Source organism: Acinetobacter sp. NyZ410 (assembly GCF_022828975.1).
Lineage (GTDB): Bacteria > Pseudomonadota > Gammaproteobacteria > Pseudomonadales > Moraxellaceae > Acinetobacter > Acinetobacter guillouiae.
The window spans coordinates 3,466,873-3,489,337 of sequence record NZ_CP094620.1; the positions used below are offsets into that span (position 1 = coordinate 3,466,873).

18 protein-coding genes are annotated in these 22,465 nt (G+C 37.7%); 6 read left to right on the top strand and 12 right to left on the bottom strand.

Annotated features, from left to right (window positions below; genetic code table 11):
- Positions 1-172 precede the first annotated feature (172 nt).
- Both MTO68_RS16460 and MTO68_RS16465 read right to left on the bottom strand, forming a co-directional pair.
- Positions 173-1,033: an arylamine N-acetyltransferase gene (locus tag MTO68_RS16460; protein WP_244013511.1), complete on the bottom strand. Its 861-nt coding sequence runs from the start codon at positions 1,031-1,033 to the stop codon at positions 173-175.
- 27 nt (positions 1,034-1,060) lie between these two features.
- Positions 1,061-1,888 (bottom strand): NAD(P)H-binding protein, encoded by an 828-nt coding sequence (locus MTO68_RS16465; RefSeq protein WP_244013513.1) that lies wholly within the window; start codon positions 1,886-1,888, stop codon positions 1,061-1,063.
- A 799-nt stretch (positions 1,889-2,687) separates the two neighbouring features.
- Between MTO68_RS16465 and MTO68_RS16470 the strand changes: the two genes are divergently transcribed.
- Positions 2,688-3,548 carry a glycerophosphodiester phosphodiesterase family protein gene (locus MTO68_RS16470; RefSeq protein ID WP_244013514.1) on the top strand — a complete coding sequence of 287 codons (861 nt, stop codon included), beginning with the start codon at positions 2,688-2,690 and terminating at the stop codon, positions 3,546-3,548.
- A 108-nt stretch (positions 3,549-3,656) separates the two neighbouring features.
- Here MTO68_RS16470 and MTO68_RS16475 read toward each other — a convergent pair whose 3' ends face one another.
- Positions 3,657-4,520, bottom strand: a complete 864-nt coding sequence (locus MTO68_RS16475; RefSeq protein WP_244013516.1) for an AraC family transcriptional regulator — start codon at positions 4,518-4,520, stop codon at positions 3,657-3,659.
- A 117-nt stretch (positions 4,521-4,637) separates the two neighbouring features.
- Between MTO68_RS16475 and MTO68_RS16480 the strand changes: the two genes are divergently transcribed.
- A complete protein-coding gene (locus tag MTO68_RS16480) occupies positions 4,638-5,171 on the top strand; it encodes a peroxidase-related enzyme (RefSeq protein WP_034616266.1) in 534 nt (177 codons plus the stop codon).
- A 97-nt stretch (positions 5,172-5,268) separates the two neighbouring features.
- On the opposite strand, the gene MTO68_RS16485 is transcribed toward MTO68_RS16480, so the two are convergent.
- The 5 genes from MTO68_RS16485 to benA all read right to left on the bottom strand — a co-directional run bounded on the left by MTO68_RS16485 (position 5,269) and on the right by benA (position 9,296).
- Positions 5,269-5,715, bottom strand: a complete 447-nt coding sequence (locus MTO68_RS16485) for a thioesterase family protein (protein WP_244013518.1) — start codon at positions 5,713-5,715, stop codon at positions 5,269-5,271.
- A gap of 149 nt (positions 5,716-5,864) precedes the next feature.
- Positions 5,865-6,020, bottom strand: coding sequence for a PDZ domain-containing protein (locus tag MTO68_RS16490; protein WP_244013520.1), 156 nt, complete (start codon positions 6,018-6,020; stop codon positions 5,865-5,867).
- A gap of 25 nt (positions 6,021-6,045) precedes the next feature.
- On the bottom strand, positions 6,046-7,311 hold the full coding sequence (locus MTO68_RS16495; protein WP_244013522.1) for a DcaP family trimeric outer membrane transporter: 1,266 nt from the start codon (positions 7,309-7,311) through the stop codon (positions 6,046-6,048).
- A gap of 87 nt (positions 7,312-7,398) precedes the next feature.
- Positions 7,399-7,908 (bottom strand): benzoate 1,2-dioxygenase small subunit, encoded by a 510-nt coding sequence (gene benB / locus MTO68_RS16500; protein ID WP_244013524.1) that lies wholly within the window; start codon positions 7,906-7,908, stop codon positions 7,399-7,401.
- Positions 7,905-9,296: a benzoate 1,2-dioxygenase large subunit gene (benA, locus tag MTO68_RS16505; RefSeq protein WP_244013526.1), complete on the bottom strand. Its 1,392-nt coding sequence runs from the start codon at positions 9,294-9,296 to the stop codon at positions 7,905-7,907. Before benA ends, benB begins: the two co-directional genes overlap by 4 nt.
- A 395-nt stretch (positions 9,297-9,691) precedes the next feature.
- On the opposite strand from benA, the gene MTO68_RS16510 reads away from it, so the two are divergent.
- The 3 genes from MTO68_RS16510 to MTO68_RS16520 all read left to right on the top strand — a co-directional run bounded on the left by MTO68_RS16510 (position 9,692) and on the right by MTO68_RS16520 (position 13,768).
- On the top strand, positions 9,692-10,594 hold the full coding sequence (locus tag MTO68_RS16510; RefSeq protein ID WP_016539133.1) for a LysR family transcriptional regulator: 903 nt from the start codon (positions 9,692-9,694) through the stop codon (positions 10,592-10,594).
- Between the two features lie 371 nt (positions 10,595-10,965).
- Positions 10,966-12,294 carry an aromatic acid/H+ symport family MFS transporter gene (locus tag MTO68_RS16515; RefSeq protein ID WP_244013528.1) on the top strand — a complete coding sequence of 443 codons (1,329 nt, stop codon included), beginning with the start codon at positions 10,966-10,968 and terminating at the stop codon, positions 12,292-12,294.
- Between the two features lie 4 nt (positions 12,295-12,298).
- Positions 12,299-13,768: an aldehyde dehydrogenase family protein gene (locus tag MTO68_RS16520; protein WP_004717145.1), complete on the top strand. Its 1,470-nt coding sequence runs from the start codon at positions 12,299-12,301 to the stop codon at positions 13,766-13,768.
- Between the two features lie 436 nt (positions 13,769-14,204).
- Here MTO68_RS16520 and MTO68_RS16525 read toward each other — a convergent pair whose 3' ends face one another.
- The 4 genes from MTO68_RS16525 to MTO68_RS16540 all read right to left on the bottom strand — a co-directional run bounded on the left by MTO68_RS16525 (position 14,205) and on the right by MTO68_RS16540 (position 20,481).
- The gene (locus tag MTO68_RS16525) at positions 14,205-15,347 is read right to left on the bottom strand and encodes an alpha-hydroxy-acid oxidizing protein (protein ID WP_244013530.1); all 1,143 of its coding nucleotides are present in this window, start codon (positions 15,345-15,347) and stop codon (positions 14,205-14,207) included.
- A 54-nt stretch (positions 15,348-15,401) separates the two neighbouring features.
- Complete coding sequence (gene dld, locus MTO68_RS16530; RefSeq protein ID WP_244013532.1) at positions 15,402-17,093, bottom strand: D-lactate dehydrogenase; 1,692 nt, start codon at positions 17,091-17,093, stop codon at positions 15,402-15,404.
- 33 nt (positions 17,094-17,126) lie between these two features.
- Positions 17,127-18,713, bottom strand: coding sequence for a benzoylformate decarboxylase (mdlC, locus tag MTO68_RS16535; protein WP_244013534.1), 1,587 nt, complete (start codon positions 18,711-18,713; stop codon positions 17,127-17,129).
- A gap of 367 nt (positions 18,714-19,080) precedes the next feature.
- Positions 19,081-20,481 carry a Do family serine endopeptidase gene (locus tag MTO68_RS16540; RefSeq protein WP_004717154.1) on the bottom strand — a complete coding sequence of 467 codons (1,401 nt, stop codon included), beginning with the start codon at positions 20,479-20,481 and terminating at the stop codon, positions 19,081-19,083.
- Positions 20,482-20,707: 226 nt separating this feature from the next.
- Between MTO68_RS16540 and nadB the strand changes: the two genes are divergently transcribed.
- The gene (nadB, locus tag MTO68_RS16545; protein ID WP_244013536.1) at positions 20,708-22,351 is read left to right on the top strand and encodes an L-aspartate oxidase; all 1,644 of its coding nucleotides are present in this window, start codon (positions 20,708-20,710) and stop codon (positions 22,349-22,351) included.
- Positions 22,352-22,465: the final 114 nt, after the last annotated feature.

The window sequence follows — 22,465 nt, forward strand, 5'->3', positions numbered from 1 at the left end:
GTATTGAATATTAATTCCAAGGATGATATTCCACTGACATACTATGCTGAAAATATGCGCAAGCTGCAACCTGATGATTATCGTGAATCTTACTTAAGCCTATTTGCGATGATTCATTCAGGTCTGTTTAACAGCTTGCAAACGTTGCTTGTTGTTCTTAGAAGCGCATCTTTCACTCGGCAGGATTGATTATTTTTTTAAATATGAAAGCCACATTCAGTTGTTGCGTATTAATTTTAAAATACTTCTCAAGATATTCGCGAAATTCATCTTCGCTTGTGAGCTCTTTTTTTATTGAATGATTTTTTCCATGGATCTTTACAGTCGTTCCACTTAAGTTTATTCGTTCATCTCGAGTAACTGCAGCAAGCATCAAATGTTGAGTAAATATAGAATCTGGTGATGTTGCAATATACCAATTGGCAATCACAGCATCCGACTCCGAGACTTTCTGTTCTGGATCAAGAGCATAAATATTGACCCACTCATCACGTATATAAGCTTGAAGCATAATCTTCACACCCGTCAGGGCACTTTCAGCAACACCACTGTCTTTTACATCAATAAAACGGAAAGCTTCATGCGGTGTATTCTGAATTTCCCCGAGCTTATCCAGTGAAAGAACGGCAGTCGGAGTCGTTCCACCAAAACTGGGATCAAATAAATATAATTTATCCACCAGTTTTACCACTGTCACCAAATGAGTACGAATCGGAGCTTCTATAGGTTGAGATTGATAATATACGCGCCCCAAAAGATTAAAAGCCTCATATCCCAGTTCATTTAATACTGTTCTAGTCAGCGTACTCTGTTCCAAACAATAGCCCTCTCTTCCTTGATCGAGTAACTTGTCTGAGATCTGTGATAATTCCATAGACACGTTATCACCAAGAAAAGAAGAAATATTTCCAAACGGGATGCTGGTTACATGTAGAAATAACAACTTTTTTAGATTCTCAAGCGTAGCTAAATACTTATCTTCTACGCCCAGTTTGGTTAAATATTTCTGTGAAACTGATAATTCTAAAGACATCACTTTGCTACCTTATAAATTATAAAACTAGAATTTATTTGATTTTACAAAATCAGTGAATTTAATCGGATCGCGCCCCAGAACCTGAGTAACTCCCTTGCCAATATTTTCATTTCGCCCATCGAGAATTTCAGAAAATGCCTGCGTCATATGCGCTGCAATAAATTCATCCAGTCCTGCATTCTTTAAATATTGTCTATATGCTTCTTGATTAAGGTATTGATACTGTATATTTCGTTTAAGCTTTACTCCGATAGCATTTACCGCTTCAGCGAAAGTCAATAACTCTGAGCCTGTGACTTCATAAATTTTGCCGTTATGTACAGCATCTATCAGACATTCAACCACCACGTCTGACAAATCTTCTAAGTCAACGAACGGCTCTTTTACAGTATCTGCCATAAACGTCACTTCGCCAGATCTTATACCATGTAGAAAATGACCTTCACTGAAATTTTGGTTAAACCATGCTGAACGAATGACAGTCCAATCAAGTTGGGACTGCATTAAAATTTTTTCACACTTCTCAACAGATGCCTGACCTCTGCCTGATAATAATACAGCCTTGGAAACAGACTGATTCATCATTTCTGTGATTAATCCTTCAAGCTGTTGATCTGCTCCTGACATTGAAGTATCTGGATGAACAATGTAAACAATTTCAATATTCTTCAGTGCTGGGCCAAATGTACTGCTGTCATTCCAATCAAAATACCGTTCATTTTCTACATGCTCATTGATGGTACGAGTAGTAACAATTGGATTAAATTTATGCGACTTTAATTTCTCTGCGACGCGTCGTCCATTTTTGCCTTTTCCACCAATGATCAAAACATTCTTGGTTAAACTTTTCATAGATTACCACTTCATTAATTCAAAAAATTACTAGATTCTAGATGCTGTTTAACGAAACAATGCGTATTTAACTACATGAAAAATTTCATCAAATTAATAATAAAATTCATAAGTTAATAAATCCATTCAAGCCATCATCCTTGTCGCCACTGTCTACGTTAATCTATCTCAGTATGCGCAAAGCATGATCCAATATGAATGGGATGACAGCAGACTTATACAAATATGTGGTATCCAGTTGGAAACGAGTTTAATCACGAAATCGCTAAAAATTGCTCGTAATATCCACGGCATCTAATCCATGATCTCTACTCTAATCTTCTGTTTTTAAAATAAATATTTGTTGATCTGCGTATGTATATTTAACAGGATTTTATCAATGCGAAATAATGATGGTCAGTCAATGATATGTAAGATTACGCATTAAAAAACCATTTAACTTTCAAAAATCCCTAATGAATATTTAATTATTTGACATGCCATGATATTGTTCTGTTGTTTTAATTATTTTGTCACAGGACAAATAATAAAGATCTAATCTTCTTTTCAGTTTTGGATCTTAAGCTAATGATTGAACAGAAAAATTTATTTAAGTTAAACAAAATCATTAGTTTAATTTATTCACTATAAATAGTCACATTTTATAAATGACGACAATTTAAGCTAAAAATATAGTGAAAATGGCATAAGACTCCAATATGGCTATAAATTTTAATCCATAGGTTGCAATATTATTATGAAAAATAGCGTGTTTAAAAACATCATGTTGATATGCATATTCGGTCATGGACTACATAGCATGGCATTAAATGCAGCGCCTTACTCAAATCAAACGGGTCAATCACCACTAATTGTTGCGCATCGCGGTGGAACGGCAGATGCGCCTGAGAACACAGCCTATGCAATTGATCTCGCTCTAAGAAATCACGCAGATATGATCTGGATCAGCGTACAGTTAAGCAATGATGGTGTTCCTGTACTCTATCGTCCTAATAATCTGAATGCTTTAAGTAATGGCCAGGGTTTGGTCTCTGCATGTACTGTAAAACAATTACAGGGTTTGGATGCTGGATGGAATGTCGCCCGCAATGCAGGACAACAAACGATTTACCCATGGAGAGGTAAAGGAATCCGTATCCCAACACTTCAACAGGTGCTTACTCAGTTTCCTCGAACCACTTTTTATATTGATATTAAATCGCCTGATGCAGATCCGGTGCAAATTGCTACGGCTATTAAACGTGTACTCGTTTCAACTAACTCACTTAATCGAGTTAGGCTCTACTCCACTGAACGCCGTTATACAGATGCCGTCAAACAGGTCGGTCAACTTCCGTATTTTATTGCAAGAGATGATACTCGGGATATTTTAGCTCGTGTCGCGTTAAACCATAATTGTCAGGCTGCTCAGGAACCAATTGGGTGGCACGGCTTGGAGTTAAGACGGCAGGTTGAGGTTGTAGAAACCTATACCTTAGGTGAAGGCCGTTCAAAAGCAGAGTTTGTTTGGGATAAGGAAATTATGAACTGTTTTAGGACACAAGCAGCAAATCGTATTGTGCTGTTCGGTATCAATTCTGAAGCAGACTATCGAATAGCAAAACAGTTAGGTGCTGAAGCCGTAATGGTCGATTCCCCTGCTCAATTTTCCAATCGATGAAGTGTTTAAGCTAACTCAACTCATAGATCATTAAACTCAGACAGTTCAATATAAATTGAACTGTCTTACTCAATCTTGCTTTCGTTAAAGATCACCATTAACTATGCATTAGACTGGATGGCTGGTCAACCATTCTCGGGGAGACATGCCTACTCTGACTGAAAATGCGCGAGATAATGCTGATGGATTAGCATAACCCAGTTCTTCAGCCAATATTTTAATTGAATGCCCTTCACGCAATCTACTTTGAGCCAAAGCAATACGCCAGTCTATTAAATATTCGGCTGGTGTCTGTCCCATCACATCACGGAAGGTATTAGCAAAAGCTGTTCTAGACATACATGCCAGTTCAGCCATGCGCTCTAGTGTCCACGATTCACCCGGACATTCATGTATTCCCACCAGCACACGCGCCAAACGTGGATCTGAAAGGCCAATAATAAGTCCAGTACTTACCTCTGCTTCATGAGGATGATCTAATAGCCAACGTAATAGTTGAAGCACCACCACTTCAAATAAGCGATTCGCTAATAATCGTTGCCCACAACGGGCATGGTCGGTTTCAGCAAATAATAGTGCAAGCGCCTGATCCAATCCTTGTACACGCGCTAGAGGGAGTGCAATTACGGCAGGTAATGCCCTTACCAGTGGATTCTGTTGTCCACCATCCAGTATCAACCGTGCGCAGGTAAAATCAGCACCTTCTCTGGGCGGGTTATGAAAATGATGTGTAATTGGCCCAGGATAAAAAAGTAGCGTTGGTTCATCAAAACGCATGCGTCTTGGCAAATGCGCCATAGCTGGATGACTGACTTCCAGTTGTCCCTGACGTAAAACATGTAAATAGCCATACCCTTCACTAGCATCAAAATGGCTGACGCCACATAACACACCAGTATGGTACAACTCTGCCTGCATGCGGAAACGATCAAGCAGACCTGAAAGGCGATCAATGGGGTGAATAGTTTTCATTTGAACGAATTGATATATTTTATGAACATATTGTATCTAATCATACAGAAAATTTACACATAATAATCAAAGTTTGATGCACTTCTACTATCACTACGATCCTTTAAGGAGAACAACATGTCACGTATCAACCTTGACACTCAACTCGCCCCCCAAGCAAGTCAGCCTTTATTAACTCAAATTCAACAAGCTTTTGGTACGACTCCAAATATGTTTAAGGCAGTGGCAAATTCGCCAGCAGCGTTACAAAGCATGTGGTCCGCTTTTGCTGCCTTAGGTAAAGGTACACTTGGCGCAAAATTAGGTGAACAGATTGCTGTTGCAATCGCCAATTTGAACCGCTGTGAATATTGCTTAGCTGCACATACTGTACTCGGTCAAAATGCTGGCGCTAGCGCTGCTGAAATGGCTGAAGCGCAAATAGGAAAAGCAACTGATGATAAAACAGCAGCAGCACTGACTTTTGCTTTAAAGGTGGTCAATCAACGAGCTCAGATGACTGACGCTGATATCACAACACTTCGCAATGTAGGTTTTAATGACCAACAAATCGTTGAGATCATGGCGCATGTGGCTTTGAATATATTCACCAACTACATCAATATTGCACTAGATACGCCAGTAGACTTTCCACGAGTCGAATTGATATAAAACCTACCGACCTCTCGTGTAAAACAGAGAGGTCGCTTTCATTAAATATAAGATTTTCTTTATGTGTTATTGCACTTCATCTAAAAATCCAAGTAATTTAAATAATTGAACTTAAATCAAAAGGATCTATTTCAGGATCAATGGGTTGATAGGCTTGGATAAAAGTTGGTGACATCCGTTTCGGACGCCCTGAAGCAATTTCTATACATGCCCATTTGGTATTGCCCGTAAAGAGTAAGCTGTGATCTTTAGCATTAAAAAAAGCATACTGACGGAAAGAATAAAGTGCGTTGATCTCGTATAACCAAGTTCTCAAAATAACATCATCATCTAACATTGCTGCTTTGCGATACTGAACATGATGTTCTACGGCTACCATTGCATGTTTCATTTCTAAATACTGATCGAGTCCAACACCCAATGTTTCGATATGTGCAGATGCAACATCCTGCATCCATTGTACATAGACCACATTGTTTACATGACCTAAGACATCTATATGCTGTGGTTTTACTTTGATTCTTAAATCAAATACTGAACTCATATCTTCTTTCCTTTTCCACTCTTTCAACCATCCGTATAAGTTTGACATAAAAAAGCCACTCTTTGAGTGGCTGATTCTGATCAGTTGTATTTATTGAATACGTAATCCAATCATAGCATGTTGTCCTTCACGAACAATCGCTACACGTGCTACGTATTTTTCTGTAGTTCAGAAATAGCATCAACAAAATCATTTGGTGTATTTACATTCTTGTTATTTACTTGGGTGATCACATCACCAAGTAAAATCCGTGCCTGTGCCGCTAAGCCACCTCTGGTCACATCTTGAATAAATACATAAAGCACAGAAACTATTATAAAAATATAGTGATCAAAAATCATAGCTAATCATCATATTAAAGCGATTATCTACACCTGATAAATCATTGAAAGTTTCTCGCTGTCCATAAACATATTCTAATCCAAAATCTATCGACTTAAATGGGCTATAAATCGCATTTGCCCAGCCCTGCCAAAGTTGCTTATTTTGTGTATTATCATCATATTTTAAATGTGCAAATGTATTACGATCATTGGCTTTCATATAGCCATAACCAATCGTAGAACGTAATTTAGGATTAAACTTATGCGTTATTCCTAACGAAATCGTATCAAACTCATTTTCATGCATCTGATTATTTATATCCAAAGCATAGCCACTATTACTCCAAGCTAAAAACCGCCCATCTCCTTTTACATGATAATAATCAGCCTTCAATATTGTATGAGGAGAGATTAGATATTTCCCTCCCAAACCGATTCCCCAAGCTAATTTTTCATCATTTGCTGTTTTCTTTTCTGCAAGGAAACTACGACCTGAAATTAATGAGCCATTATCAAAATTATGGTTAATACGTCCAACGAACGCAGGTAATCTCATTTCATTGTCAGGATCAGTAACAGCTGTATATTTAGGATCTTCGATACTAATAACAAAACTTGTTTGATCCGTAATCTTATCTGTATACCTAAGCACAGGTACTCGCAATAAGGATCCTCCAACATATGAAGCAGGCTCAATAGTTTCAGGTAAATATTCAGGTGCAATAAAATTTGACCATGTCTGACCGACTAACCATTTATCAAATGTCAAATAAGCATGCCGTATACGAAATTGATCTCTTGTTGCACCACCAAAAAAATCTGTTTCAATCTTACCTTTTATTTCCCCTACTGGTGTTTCAGTCCTGAAGTTTGCTCCGATACGTGTAGCAGCAGCAGTCGCACGGAATCGATCACGTTGCTTATATTCCTCATGGGTATTTTTTAATGGTACAGCATTGATATTATTATACATTGTTGATGCACCAGTAGCTTGATAGGTTGCATCAGCGCGTATAAATCCATAAATATTGACCTCTGTAGATCTCTTTTTTTCTATCATGGACATCGACGGTGCAGAGTGTAACTGCAGACTATTCTCATTTTTTAAGTTTTGAACCTCTTTCTGAAGTGCCATCAGTTCTTTTCTGAGTTCGTTATGTTCATTCTGACTGATATTGGCAAAACTGCTGTTACTCGATACACCAGCAACGATCGCCATAAGTACCATTTTAAATATATTAGTCCCTTGATTTAACCTATCCATCTTTAACATTTCCTTTTGATTATTTAAATTATTGATTCCAAAAAGTCTAAAAAGTGCTAAAACTGAGCCAACATTCCATTTGGCTGAGCAATGTGTTTACAGGTGGTAAATATCAATCACTTGGTTGATATAATCGTTTTTAAGCACAACATACTTACTTAAGATTTTGGGTTGTTCAGTTGAAAAGTCGATCACATAACATGACATGCCGAAATAGCTGTAGTTGGTTTTATAGCGGAAACTCAAAGTGTTCCAATTAAAACGTACCGTGACTTCGTCACCATCACGTTCCACAATCTCAATATTGGAAATATTATGGCTGATACGGGTATCAGGAATGGTCGCAGATGAACGTTCTGTTTTAATCCGAAATACACGATCTTCTAAACCTTGGCGATCCGGATAGTAAATCAACGAAATTTCTGATCGTGGGTCTTCTGTCAGTTGATCATCATCATCCCATGCTGGCATCCAGAAAGAAGCCTCGGGCGCATAGCACTGTAACCATTCATCCCACTGTTCCTCATCTAAATAACGTGCCTCACGATATAAAAACTGGGTCACTTGCTCGAGACTTATATTGTCTAAATTGGTTGGGGTATTCATACGGTTTCTCCCAAATCTTGTTGTCCTGCAAGCTCTTTTTCTCTGGCAATCGCACGTTTTATTGAGCTCAACCAATATTGATGTTGTGCAAGGTATAGGCCTTCATCTTCAGTTTTGATGCCACTTAATATAGGTTTTAAACCAATTTCCTGGGCTGCGTCATCTGGACCATAAATCCAGTGCTTAGAGCCACGGCACATATCATTCCATTCCAGTTCAATACCGGCATAACCAGCTTGACACGCACGAAATTCTTCTAAGTCATCAGGTGTTGCCATACCTGATGCATTAAAGAAATCTTCATACTGGCGAATACGGCGGGTACGTGCATCAAGTGCTTCACCTTTTGGTGCAATGCAGTAAATCGTCACTTCAGTTTTATTCACACTTAACGGACGCAATACACGAATCTGTGAACCAAATTGATCCATTAAGTAAACATTTGGATAGAGGCAAAGGTTACGTGAACGCTCAACAATCCATTTAGCCATTGCTCCACCAAACTTGTCGATATACTCCTCATAACGTGCATAGTTCGGGCGATCTTCTGGATTGGCCCATTGTGTCCACAACAACATATGACCATGTTCAAAGCCATAGCAGCCACCGCCCTGCTTACCCCAACCACCGGCACTCATGGCGCGAATATTATCCTGTGCCTGCTTTTCCTTTCGCTGTTGTGTGGTTGCAGCATAGTTCCAGTGAACGGCGGAAACATGATAACCATCGGCACCATTTTCGGCAGTCAGCTTCCAGTTACCTTCATAAGTATAGGTAGATGCACCACGTAAGATTTCTAGACCATCTTCGGACTGATCCACAATCATATCGATGATTTTCGTCGCTTCACCTAAGAACTCTTTAAGTGAAGAAACATCAGGATTCAAACTACCAAACAAAAATCCTTTGTAATTTTCAAAACGCGCAACTTTTTTTAGGTCGTGTGAACCGTCTTTGTTAAAGCCATCTGAGTAACCTGCATCAGAAGGATCTTTAACTTTCAACAATTTTCCTGAATTATTAAATGTCCAACCGTGGAAAGGACAACTATAGGTGGCCTTATTGCCACGTTTATAACGACAAAGCTGTGCACCACGGTGCGAGCAGGCATTGATCATGGCATTGAGTTCACCAGCACGGTTACGTGCAATGATGATCGGTTGACGACCGATATAGGTGGTGTAGTAGTCATTGTTATTTGGGATCTGGTTTTCATGTGCCAAAAACACCCAGTTACCTTCGAAAATGTATTTCATTTCAAGTTCAAACAACGCTTGATCAGTAAAAACTGAACGATGAAGTTTAAATTCACCCGTATCGACATTGTCTACAAACAACTCATCGATACGATCTAGATGGCTGGTATTTATTATAGGAATACGTGGCATGTCCTTTCTCCAACTTTCCAAATGAGGGAAGCCACCAAGCTGAAATAATGATGTAAATCATGTAGAGCAAATATCTCGGTTCCTATCGATATTGAGTGCCTACATGATGGTGATCAACTTAAGTTGAGAATACAAAGCTGATTGTTTTTATCATTTCAACATTGAGTGCAATATGATCAGTGAATAAAATAAGAAGTGACTCAAAGAAATTAAAAAACTAGATGTTTGACGTTGATAAAATTATTTCTTCCATCATCAAAGCATTGCTTACTTTAAATTCCCTATTGTTAATTTCTCTTAACAAGTCAGTTCTATGACTGATTTGCTAAATTTATTTTTTTATGTATTATTAGTCAAATTGTTATTTTTTCTAATAAATATTAGTGGTATCTATTATGGTGGATTTAAATTTAATTCGGGCTTTTGTCACAATCTACAATACACGTAGCGTGAGTACAGCTGCTGTGCATTTAAATATTACTCAACCATCAGTAAGTCACAATTTATCCAGATTAAGATATTTATTTAAAGATCAGCTATTTATCAGAACAAAAGAAGGTATGATTCCAACAACTTATGCAACTCAGTTGTATGAATCATTGAATCATCATCTTGTTGAGATTGAAGGTGTTGTCAGTGAAGTAAAAAACTTTGATGCCAAGACGAGTGAAAGGTGCTTTAGAATTGCTTTAACAGACATCGGTGGCTTATATTTCCTCCCTATCATTTTGTCACACCTAGAAATCCATGCACCCCACATAACATTGGAAATAACGACTGTCGATATGAATAAATTATCGGATTGGTTAATCACTGGTAAGGTTGATGCGGCAATATGCAATAAAAATTTAGAAGACAAAAGTTTAAATACTTTAACGTTATTTGAAGAAAAATATACTTGTTTAGTCAGTCGAGGGATCGTTCTAGAAGGCAATAAATTTACTTTAGATAATTTCTTAAAAGGCAATCATGCTGTTGTACCCGCATCTACAGGTCATAACCTAGTAGAAAATTATTTAAGTAAACAAGGATTAAGACGAAAAATTAAACTACAAGTTCCTCAGTTCAGTATTTTAGGGGAGCTCATTGCCAAACATAATTTAATTGTCACTGTACCTTCTCGAATAGGTGAATATTTTAAACACAATTCTGATATTCAAATTTTTGATGTGCCTTTTGAATTGCCTTGTTTCGATGTAACTCTACATTGGTATAAAAAGTCAGCTGATACCTCTGCACAAAAATGGTTTATAAATTTTTTAAAAGAGATTTTAACTGATCACAACGAAATGAACTAAAAATAATGACTTGGACGTTGACTGCTTGCTTCTATGTTGGTGCGTTGCAATGCCAAATATAACGGACACTGTTTTAGTAATTCTCTGCTTTTTTCAATAATTATTTATTCTTATATTTCAATTCATTAAAAATTTAATATTTCAGTATAGAAAATAAATATAGATAAAACATATATTGCATAATATGTTTTATTAATTTGATCTATAAAAATAATAAACTATATGATTTATAAAGATCATGAGAAATGATTGATTATAAAATCTTTTCAGGTAGTGGATGCCTGGAGAAAAAGCTATTGAGTTAAAAGGGATTGAAATTCACTATGTTGAATTATAGATAACTTTTGATTCTATCCAAAGGATAGGAAGCGATGCAAAATATTAATGCTGTAGACCTTATTGATAAGGTTCCTCTCAATAAACACCATAAAATTTTAGTCTTTTGGTGTGCTGTTATTATGTTATTTGATGGATATGACCTTGTAATTTATGGCTCTGTTCTCCCCCACTTAATGCTTGAATGGCAACTTTCGCCCCAAACAGCAGGACTTCTGGGTGCGGCATCTTTAATGGGGATGATGCTTGGTGCTGTTACTCTCGGTATGGCGGCTGATAAATTCGGTCGAAAAAATATCATTATTGCTTGTACGATTTTATCGAGTCTCGCCGTCACGATGAATGGCTTTGCACATGATACAACAACATTCTTTATTTGCAGATTACTCACGGGTGCCGGACTAGGTGGTGCAGTCCCCAATTTGGTGACAATTATTAAAGAGATGGCGCCTGGTTCACATCGTAATCGTTTGATTAACTTAGTACTCGCCTTTTATGGTGTTGGCGCCATACTTTCCGGCTTAGCAGGCTTGTTTTTGATTCCAGTTTTTGGATGGCAAGCAACTTTTTGGATTGCTGGCACATGTATTTTCTTGATTCCATTAATGTATAAGACTTTTCCAGAATCCATCAGCTATCTCATTCATAAAAACCGTCAAATAGATGTGATTAGCACACTAAAAAAATTAAATCCTAACCATAAGCATGAAAACAATATGCACTATGTCGTAGACATGACAGCAAATTCGCAAAAAATACCTGTTCTTGGTCTATTTACAGAAGGCAAAACTGTCAGAACTCTGCTGATTTGGTCGGGATTTGCCATGGTTATGCTTATGGTATTTGGTCTAAACACCTGGCTACCTAAACTGATGAATGTCGGTGGATATTCTCTCGGCTCTAGTATCACATTTTTAGTAACACTCAACATTGGAGCGATTCTAGGCACTTTAATTTTTGGAATCCTCGCTGATAAATGGGGATCAAAACCCACATTAATTTTTGGTTATTTACTTGCATCAGCTTCGATTAGCTGCCTAGGATTTCACCCTCCTGCATTTGTCCTGAGCATATTGCTAGTGATCGCAGGTGGCGCAACTGTTGGTTCCATGTCTGTTATTCACACTTTAGCTGCGGACTTCTATCCTGCGAATATTCGTTCAACAGGTGTCAGTTTTGCCGCAGCAATGGGCCGATTTGGTGCAATTTCTGGCCCATTATTCGGCGGATTTTTACTCGCAATGAATTTGCCATTTGAGCAAAACTTCATGGTATTTGCACTGCCCGGAATTATAGGCGCAATTGTTATTGCTTTATTAACACATCAGAAGATGTCTCCAGTTCAACTCACGACGAAAGGATAAAGCCATGAATATACAAACAAAAATCATAGAACAAATTTGGAAAGAACATATTTTTCAAGGAACTTGGGTTAAAACCAATAACGCTTCACGTGAAATTATAAATCCAGCAACTGGGGAGATTATTTCATCTGTACAGCTTTCTTCTGTAGATAATGTCAATACTTCAGTTCAAATAGCGATGCAAGCCCAACACATATGGAAAAATACAACATTTGAAACACGTGCCAAGGTCCTGAGAAAGGCCGCACAAATTTTTGAGCAAAATATTCAAACTTTTATTGATTGGAACATTCAGGAGTGTGGGTCAACAGCGCTTAAAGCTGGCTGGGAAGCCAATGCCTGTATCGAACAATTATACATGGCTTCTTCTATGCCAATGTCTGCATCAGGTGAGGTTTTTCCATCCGCTATCCCCAATAAAACCAATGTATGGTTACGGGTTCCTATCGGTATTGTCGGTGTAATCTCTCCTTGGAACTTTCCTTTATTATTATCTATCCGCTCTATAGCACCAGCTTTAGCAATGGGCAATAGTGTGATATTAAAGCCTTCAGAATTTAGTAATGTTACGGGAGGTTCTCTTTTAGCCTGGCTATTTGAAATGGCAGGTTTGCAATCAGGAGTTTTTCAGGTATTGAATGGCGAAAGTGAAATTGGTGAGACGATAGTGAATCACCCTCAAGTGAATATGATCTCTTTCACAGGTTCAACTGTTGTCGGTAAGAAAATTGCCGTGGATTGTGCTAAACAATTAAAAAAATGTGCGCTTGAACTGGGCGGCAATAATGCGATGATTATTTGTGAAGATGCAGATTTAGAGATCGCTGTAAATAATGCTGTCTGGGGAACTTTTCTACATCAGGGGCAAATTTGTATGCAGACTGGACGTCATTTAGTGCATCGTAGCATTGCGAGTGTCTATATTAAAAAACTGAAAGAAAAAGCATTATCACTAAAAGTTGGCAACCCCTCCTCGCCTGATACACAATTAGGTCCACTTATTAATCAGGCTCAGCATGTAAAAGTGAGCCGTATGGTTGAGGATGCGGTAAGTCAAGGTGCTATATTGGAATGTGGTGGTAAAGGTGAACAACTGTTTTTCCATCCAACTATTTTAACGAATATCGATAAAAATGATCCGATTTTTACCGATGAGATATTTGGTCCAGTAGCACCGATCATTATTTTTGATGACATCAAAGAAGCGGTTGATATTGTCAATTCATCGAAATATGGTCTTGCTGTGGCAATTCATAGTAAACACACTGCTTGGGTCTATGAGTTAGCCAAAGAAATTAAAAGTGGCATGATTCATATCAATGATCAGACAGTAAATAATGAATATCACGTACCTTTTGGTGGAATGGGTGAGTCAGGTTATGGTGGCCGCTTTGGTGGTCCTGCTAACTTTGATGAGTTCAGTCAACGTCAATGGATCAGTATTTTAGACAAAGGGATTCAATATCCGCTCTAAATGATGAGAGATCTGATGGACTCAGGTTGAAAGTAAAATATTTTTACTTTCAACCTTTTGCATAAAGGTTTCATCTTAATTAAAAACCTAATAATTCTGAGTTTTACGTATAATCTTGATAACGTTAAAATTCATTTTTTTATACTTTGATAGCAGATCAAAGGCGCTGGCACTGTAGAACTGTTTGCCATATCAAATAGATCATTTTAAACTATTTCTTTATCTACTTATTATGCTATGTCCATCGCTTGTTATTGTAATAAAAGCAAAAACTTAATCATTTTGGTCCAATTTTTCAACTTACTGTATTAAACTCAAACTGACCTCAACTAAAGAAATTCCTCATTGATGGATTTTGCGATATTGAACAGGTATATCTATTTTTTTTGTTCCGTGACCTGCTCTTTTTATCTTATGAGTATTTTATATAAATAGACTAACTCAAAATATCAGAGTTGTATTGAAGATAACTCATGCCCAACCGCTTTACAGATGGGCAACCTATTTGTGCTAATGTGCGGTCAACATCCTGCTTCATCAGTTGGATTACTTCATCAACACCAACTTCACCTTTAGATGCTAAACCATAGAGTGTGGGGCGACCTAAACACACCATATCAGCGCCTAAACACAATGCTTTGACAATATCTGAACCCCGCCTAAAACCACTATCAATCAAAATCGGTTGTTGAATACATCTAGAAACTTCTTGCAAGGTTTCCATAGGAGACACACTACAATCAAGTTGACGTCCACCATGATTAGATAAAATTACCCCATCAACTCCACACTGAATAGCAATTTGAGCATCTTCAGCGCTAATTATACCTTTTACCAATAATTGATGAGGCCAAATCTCACGGATACGTTTTAAGCTTTCTTGATTGAAACTGGCATCCATTTGGCGCTTCATAATTGCGACTTGAATGTCTAGACTATCTGTCTTAGAGCTTACAAAATTTGCTAACTGTGGCTTGCTATTGGCTAAAAAACGTAACGACCATGCCGGATGTAACATACCATCGAGCACTAAGCTTGCAGAAAATTTTAATGGTAATCCAAACTGATTACGCAGGTCACGTTCTCTATAACCGTTTACACCAACATCCAAGGTCACAATCAAAGTTGTATAACCCGAGTCTAAAGCACGTTGCACCATTTGCTTGGCTAGTTCTTGATGTACAACATAAAGCTGAAACCATTTTTCACCATCACTAGATCTGGCGACTTCCTCGATCGACATATTGGAAGCTGTCGATAACATAAATGGTATATCGGCTTTAGCAGCACTTTTTGCAAGTAAAGCATCCCCTTTAGGCCAAAATGAACCATTTAATCCGGTAGGTGCTATCGCAAAGGGCGCACTCCAAAGACGATTGAACAACAGACAGGAAATGTCTCGTTCACTAATATCGACCAAACGCTGCGGCTTAAACCGCCATTGATCAAATACCTGTCGATTGTGATGTAAGCCTTTTTCATCATCTGCCCCACCTTCCAGATAATCATAAATCACTTTGGGTAAAGTCGATTTTGCAAGTTTTTGGTAGTCTTCCACATTGATCATTTTATGAGGCATAAGAGCGTTCCTGTTCAGCCTATTACAATTAAAAATTTCAAATTTTGGCCTAGTTTAATGCCAATGTTTATATTTGCTTGTCTTGCCAATACCAGGATTAAAACTATTGGTTGGATCTAATTCTTTAAGATGAATCTGATAATCGAGAGAAGCTTTATACAAATGGCCGACATTATGCTCAGCGGGGTATTTGGCTCCACGCTGTTCTAAGTATGCAAGTACGTCATGCTTAAATTGGATCGCATCAACATTTTCCTTAAGTAAGTAATCCTGATGTGAAACAAAACAGAAAAAATGACCACAACAGCTCTCCATCATGACTTGTTGTTTTAAATAGTCTGGTAAATCTATTGACCAACAATCATCATTCCGTCGAAAAGCAACATCAAAAGAAACTAAGCGTTGATTTGGATCAATTCCCGTACTTTCGCAGTAATAAACCACACAACCACCTACAGCAAAACGCATAAGAAAAGCATTTTTTTCTTCAGCTTTAGTGCATTGGAAAAATTGATCTTTAGAGCCATTAAAAAAATGATTCAATAGCTCTCGTAATTCATCACTTTGCTGTTGATCAACTTTAATCATTAAATGATGTTCATACTGTTGATTGGATGCTTGCAAACGCGGTTCGATCCATGAAGGGGTTAAACGATTAAATAGTTGAATCAAACGATCTGTAAAATTATTGGGAAAAAGAGGGAATTTTCTAAAAAATTGATCTATGTGCGCTTTAAATTTAAATAAGGCTGGAATCTTTTCAGCGCCCCAAATATCAATCGCCTTATACATATGTTTTGCATAACGTTGTGTTAAATCAAATGCATGCCGATGGATATACTCAGCCTGACTCGGTAAAGTCGTCATTTCTGTTAATAGATACCGTCTTAAATCTATTAATTCGGTCTCATTATTACTACTAATAAAGTATGTGGTTGCCTCTTCTGCTGCTTCAAAAGTTGGAAGTCTGACTGCAAAAACGACTAGCTTTCCTGAACAGCCCGAGCTTTCATGTAAATACTCAGGATTTCCATTGTAGCGAGTCGCTGTTGGGGAAGTTATATCTCGTAGTGTCTTGGCATAATTTTCAGCCCAAATTTTTCCATGCGTTAAGTTAACTTTTTGTAGATCATAGTTTTTTTGTTCTAGATTTCTTAGAATTTCTTCTGGATCTTCCCCCAAGTAAATGCCCAGATGGTTAATGAGTTTTAACTTTCCACTTCCATCAACCTGAGCAAATAAAGATTTTTCAGTATACGCTGGACCTCGACGAATTAATGAACCTCCTGAATTATTACAAATTCCACCAATTACAGACGCACCGATACAAGATGAACCAATGACTGAATGGGGCTCGCGTTGATGAGGTTTCAGCGCATTTTCCAATTCTGTAAGTGTTGTCCCTGGAAACGCAATAACTTGTTTGGCATCATCCAATAACTGCATACCTTTGAGTTTCATTGTACTTACAACAATAACTTCTCGGTCATAATCATTAGAATGTGGTGTAGAACCACCAGTTACACCTGTATTAGATGCTTGCAAAATTATGATTAAATTATGTTTGACTCCAAATTCAATAACTTGCCATAGCTGGAATAAACTATAAGGAATAACCACAGCAAGTGCATCACCCTTGCCAACACGAAAACCTTTTAAATAAAAGCTTTTATCAACATCTTCAATAAGTATCTGCTGTGGATTAAATAATTGATGCAATTCTTTAATAATAAAATTAGTCTGCATAAAAGTTTTTCCGTGCTTAAGTATTGATAATGATTAATTACTTAACTCAGCTGTCACGACTTCAATCAAAGTCGGTTGCTCTGAATCGACTGCTTTGTTAAAAGCGGAAATAAAATCACTGTCATTCGTTACACTACACGCATCTACACCATAGCCTTTGGCAATGTGTGTAAAATCAATATCTGGGACATCCATACCAGGAACATGTTCAGCATTTAAAACCCCTGCGAACCACCGCAGTGCACCATACGTTCCATTTTTTAAGATAATAAAGATCACTGGAATTTTATACTGAGCAGCAGTCCATAATGCTGTAATACTATAATTTGCTGAACCATCTCCAATCAGTGCTACTACTCTACGAGTTTTATGTGCCAACTGAACTCCGATCGCAGCAGGCATAGCAAAACCAAGGCCACCCGCAGCTGCGAAATAATAACTTCCTTGTTCAGTAAGGCTTAAACGATCCCATAATGCATTGGTTGTTGAAGTAGATTCATTTGTATAAATCGTGCCGTCTGGCGCGAGAATATTAAGCATATCAAACAGCCTTTCTGGCTTTATATAGCCATTTTCACTTGGCTGAGACAGTTCTATTGTATGACGGTGAACTACCGTATCAGTTTTTGCATGAACTTTCTGACTTAATCGTGTCAGGCTATCGCCTAAATCACTCACATAGCATAAACCCATTGCGGCCCGAGCTGCTTCTTGAATATCACAAGTGAATGCAATGAGTTCTGTATGTTCAGATAGATATTGACCAGGTTCATACTGGTGATAACGAAATACAGGTGCACCAAATACTAAAACCAAATCATATTCTTTAAATATTTGGGAAATACCCGCAATACTTGCAGGTAGAATCCCCTGAAAATAGGCATGCGTTGTTGGAAATGGGCATCTTGGTGAAGATGGCGCAACCCAAACAGGAACGTTTAATGCTTCTGCGAAACGGATTGCACTAAGATTGGCAAATTGTCGATCTACATCCGTACCTAGAACTAAAGCGACTTTTTGAGCTGAATTTATTTTATGACTTATAAATAATAAATCTTGCTCTGATAAACACTGTGAACTGGTGACGTTCTTTTTAAGCAAATGTTCATTTTCTCCATCTACTTCAATATCCCAATCATTATAAGGTATGGAAACATATACCGGCCCGGCAGCCTCTGCACCAGCAATATGTATTGCTCGACTAATCGCGTGTGGTACTTCATTTGCAATTGCTGGTTCATGACTCCATTTAACTAAAGGTTTTGGTAATTGAGCAGCTTCAATATTTGTTAATAGCGCTTCAACACCCATCATCGTTCGCGTTTGTTGGCCTGCTGTAATTACCAAAGGTGTATGAGAATTCCATGCATTACTCAACGCCCCCATCGCATTTCCTGTACCAGCAGCAGAATGCAAATTAACAAACGCCGTTTGTCCCGTTGCTTGAGCATACCCATCGGCAATTCCAACGACCGCGCCTTCATGTAAACCCAGAATATATTGAAAGTCAGTAGGAAAGTTTTTTAGAAAAGGCAGTTCATTCGAACCAGGATTACCAAAAATCATTTTAATATTATTTTTTCTCAATATTTCATAGGTATATTGATGAACAGTTTTCACGTATGCCCTTCCTTAACATTCAATTAATTTTTCTAATGATAATACGCAACAAAATATAGATAAAATAAATAATAAATATTATTGATTATAGATACAAACTATATAAAATTATAAAGATTTGATTAAAAACATTTTTATATATAAAAAATTGAATCAAAGCATATCTATACCATCAAATCTGAAGTTAAAACTATGGACGAGGAATACATCTTATGCTTTAGATTTATTGAATACTAAAAAATGAAATATTTTGACTTTGAGGTTTTTATATCGGATTGATTCAAAAGCTATTCTTAAAATATTTGCAAAATAAACTTGATCATATAAAAAAGCCACTCTTTGAGTGGCTGATTCTGATCAGTTGTATTTATTGAATACGTAATCCAATCATAGCATGTTGCCCTTCACGAACAATCGCTACACGCGCTACCGTATTTTTCTGTAGCTCTGAAATAGCATCAACAAAATCATTTGGTGTATTTACTTTCTTGTTATTTACTTGAGTAATCACATCACCAGGTAAAATCCGTGACTGTGCAGCTAAGCCGCCTCTGGTCACATCTTGAATAAACACACCACCTTTAACATTTAAACGATTCTTTTCTTGTTCAGTTAAGGCACGAATCGCAACACCAATGATAGGCCCTTTATTTGGCTTGGCCGAAGTGTTAGTATTGTCAACTTTTGCAGGGGTATCATCTGGTGCAACAGTTAAAGTTGCTGTAATCACTCTTGGTTTATCATCACGTAAAACTTCAAGCTTAACAGATTGATTTGGTTGAGTACGATTCAAATAATTCAATAATTCTGAAGTACGTGATATTGGTGAACCATTATATTTTAGGATCACATCGCCTGATTTAAAGCCCGCTTTTTCTGCAGGTGAATTCGGCGCAACTTGGGTAATCAACGAACCTTCTGGTTTATCTAACTTATAAGCTTCCGCTAAGTTTCGATCGATATCTTGTAACATTACACCAAGATAAGAACGAGTGACCTTACCATTCTTTTTCAACTGATCAACTACGTCCATTGCCACATCAATTGGAATAGAGAATGACAGGCCCATATACCCCCCCGTACCACTAAAGATACGAGAGTTTACACCGACAACCTGACCTTGTTGGTTAAATAGCGGACCACCTGAGTTACCCGGATTTAACGCCACATCGGTTTGGATAAATGGGACAGAGGTTTCACCCATCATATTACGTGACTTGGCACTGACAATCCCTGCTGATGCAGAATAATCAAAACCAAATGGAGAACCGATTGCAAGAACAGGCTGCCCGACTTTAAGTTGATCTACATTACCCACAGATAATGATGGGAAATTATTCCCTTCAACTTTTAGTAATGCCACATCTGTACGTTCATCACTGCCCACCACTTTTGCATCAATTTCACGGCGATCATTCAACATAATCGTCACTTTAGATGCATCTTCAACCACATGGTGATTTGTCAGTAAATAACCATCTTTACTAATAAAAAATGCACTACCATACGCAGTCTTTTCTTGTGGCGCGCGTTGTTGTGGAATAATGATTTGATTACCAAAGAAACGCTTTAGAATTTCAGGTACTTGTTGCTGTAACAACTCTTCCTGAGATAACTTTTTAACAACATTAACACTCACAACAGCTGGGCTGACTTGTTCAACCAAGTTAGAAAAATCCACAGGTGTTGAAGCTTGAACTTGTGATGTTGCCGCAGCGACAGTAAATACTGCTGCATACATTCCTTTTTGTATTAGACCATTACTCATTTCTCACGAACCTGCATCTGATGATTATTTGCTTAAAAATGTTTGTAACATATTATTTAATATCGTTACGTAAAAATATGTTTACATTTTTTTATAAAACAAGACTTTACTTAATTTTATATTAAAAGTCTTGGAATATCTTATTTATACTAAAATCTGACACATGTGACTATTGTAATTTGTTAAAAAAAAGAGTGTTATTAGCAAACATTTTTCAAATTAGCTGATGGACATGTCTAATTTAAGTACAACTCATCAATTTGACGTGGTTATTGTGGGGAGTGGCGGTGCAGGCTTAAGTTTAGCCTTATCTTTGCCTGAACATTTTAATATTGCTGTTTTAGCGAAATCAACCTTAATCGATGCAAGCACATATTTTGCACAAGGTGGTGTTGCTGCTGTACTTGATGAAACAGATTCCATTCAACAGCATATTGATGACACCATGATTGCAGGCGCACAGTTATGTGAGATTGATGCCGTCAAACATACCGTTGAAGGTGGTCGCCCTTCTGTCGATTTCTTACTCAACCATGGTGTACAGTTTACATTAGATGAAGATGAACAATTACATCTGACCCGTGAAGGTGGACATTCACAACGTCGCATTATTCATTCAGCCGATGCCACAGGTAAAGCCATTTCGACCACACTGGTTCAACGTGCTCAAGAAAAGAAAAATATTCATATTTTTGAAAATTACATTGCGATTGATTTAATCACCACACATAAATTAGGACATAAACAACAGTCCAATCGTGCGGTGGGTCTTTACGCACTTGATGAAAACAACGAAAAAGTTCATACCTTTTTAGCGCCATTCACTGCCCTTGCTTGTGGTGGTGCCATGAAAGCTTATTTATATACATCAAATCCAGATATTGCCACAGGCGATGGTATTGCCATGGCATATCGCGCAGGCTGTCGTGTCGCAAATATGGAATTTAATCAATTCCATCCAACCTGTTTATATCATCCTCAAGCACGCTCATTTCTGATTACGGAAGCAATGCGTGGTGAAGGTGCGTATTTACGTTTACCTGACGGTGAACGCTTTATGCTGCGCTTTGATGAACGTGCCGAACTTGCTCCACGAGATATTGTTGCACGCGCCATTGATTATGAAATTAAACGCTTAGGCATCCGTCATGTCTGGTTAGACATCAGTCATAAACCGGCTGAATTTGTTAAAGAACATTTCCCGACCTTATATGCGCGCTTATTAGAACTCGGTATTGATATCACCAAGGATATGATCCCCGTTGTTCCAGCAGCACACTATACTTGCGGCGGCGTGGTGGTTGATGAGCATAGCCAAACTGATTTAGCTGGTTTATATGCAATTGGTGAAACGTCGTATACAGGGTTACATGGGGCTAACCGTATGGCCAGCAATTCACTACTTGAATGCTTTGTATATGGTATGAGTGCTGCCAAGGATATAGAAGCAAAGTTTAATCCTCACTTTGATATACCGACCGTGCCTGAATGGGATGCTTCACAATCGACCAATCCTGATGAAGATGTTGTGATTCTGCAAAACTGGGATGAGCTCCGCCAAACCATGTGGAACTATGTCGGGATTGTAAGAACCACAAAACGTTTACAACGAGCATTGCATCGTATTGAAATGTTGAAGAAAGAAATTACTGAATATTATCAGGATTATCATGTCAGTAAGAACTTGATTGAACTACGTAATTTGGTCATGGTTTCAGAGATGATTGTTCGTTGTGCCATGCAGCGTAAAGAATCACGAGGTCTACACTACACGCTTGATTATCCTGAGCTTTCACCTGAGTTAAGAAAAACGGTATTAACACCGCCAAACTTTACAGTTGAAACCCCATTGGTAAATGAAGCAGTTTAAAATCCTTTGAAATCACAAAAAATAGTCAGATCATTCTGGCTATTTTTTATGGAGATATTATCAATTTTTACTTTTAGCTTTAGAGGTTTCAAAATTTTATATGCATCAGCATAA

Excerpts from the sequence above, each read along its gene's own strand:
- dld (WP_244013532.1), bottom strand. The coding sequence starts at position 17,093 with ATGCAGACTAATTTTATTATTAAAGAATTGCATCAATTATTTAATCCA.
- MTO68_RS16480 (WP_034616266.1), top strand. The coding sequence starts at position 4,638 with ATGTCACGTATCAACCTTGACACTCAACTCGCCCCCCAAGCAAGTCAG.
- MTO68_RS16460 (WP_244013511.1), bottom strand. The coding sequence starts at position 1,033 with ATGTCTTTAGAATTATCAGTTTCACAGAAATATTTAACCAAACTGGGC.
- MTO68_RS16515 (WP_244013528.1), top strand. The coding sequence starts at position 10,966 with ATGCAAAATATTAATGCTGTAGACCTTATTGATAAGGTTCCTCTCAAT.
- MTO68_RS16470 (WP_244013514.1), top strand. The coding sequence starts at position 2,688 with ATGGCATTAAATGCAGCGCCTTACTCAAATCAAACGGGTCAATCACCA.
- benA (WP_244013526.1), bottom strand. The coding sequence starts at position 9,296 with ATGCCACGTATTCCTATAATAAATACCAGCCATCTAGATCGTATCGAT.
- MTO68_RS16525 (WP_244013530.1), bottom strand. The coding sequence starts at position 15,347 with ATGCCTCATAAAATGATCAATGTGGAAGACTACCAAAAACTTGCAAAA.
- MTO68_RS16475 (WP_244013516.1), bottom strand. The coding sequence starts at position 4,520 with ATGAAAACTATTCACCCCATTGATCGCCTTTCAGGTCTGCTTGATCGT.
- MTO68_RS16540 (WP_004717154.1), bottom strand. The coding sequence starts at position 20,481 with ATGAGTAATGGTCTAATACAAAAAGGAATGTATGCAGCAGTATTTACT.
- MTO68_RS16495 (WP_244013522.1), bottom strand. The coding sequence starts at position 7,311 with ATGTTAAAGATGGATAGGTTAAATCAAGGGACTAATATATTTAAAATG.
- benB (WP_244013524.1), bottom strand. The coding sequence starts at position 7,908 with ATGAATACCCCAACCAATTTAGACAATATAAGTCTCGAGCAAGTGACC.
- MTO68_RS16485 (WP_244013518.1), bottom strand. The coding sequence starts at position 5,715 with ATGAGTTCAGTATTTGATTTAAGAATCAAAGTAAAACCACAGCATATA.
- MTO68_RS16520 (WP_004717145.1), top strand. The coding sequence starts at position 12,299 with ATGAATATACAAACAAAAATCATAGAACAAATTTGGAAAGAACATATT.
- MTO68_RS16510 (WP_016539133.1), top strand. The coding sequence starts at position 9,692 with ATGGTGGATTTAAATTTAATTCGGGCTTTTGTCACAATCTACAATACA.
- nadB (WP_244013536.1), top strand. The coding sequence starts at position 20,708 with ATGGACATGTCTAATTTAAGTACAACTCATCAATTTGACGTGGTTATT.
- MTO68_RS16465 (WP_244013513.1), bottom strand. The coding sequence starts at position 1,888 with ATGAAAAGTTTAACCAAGAATGTTTTGATCATTGGTGGAAAAGGCAAA.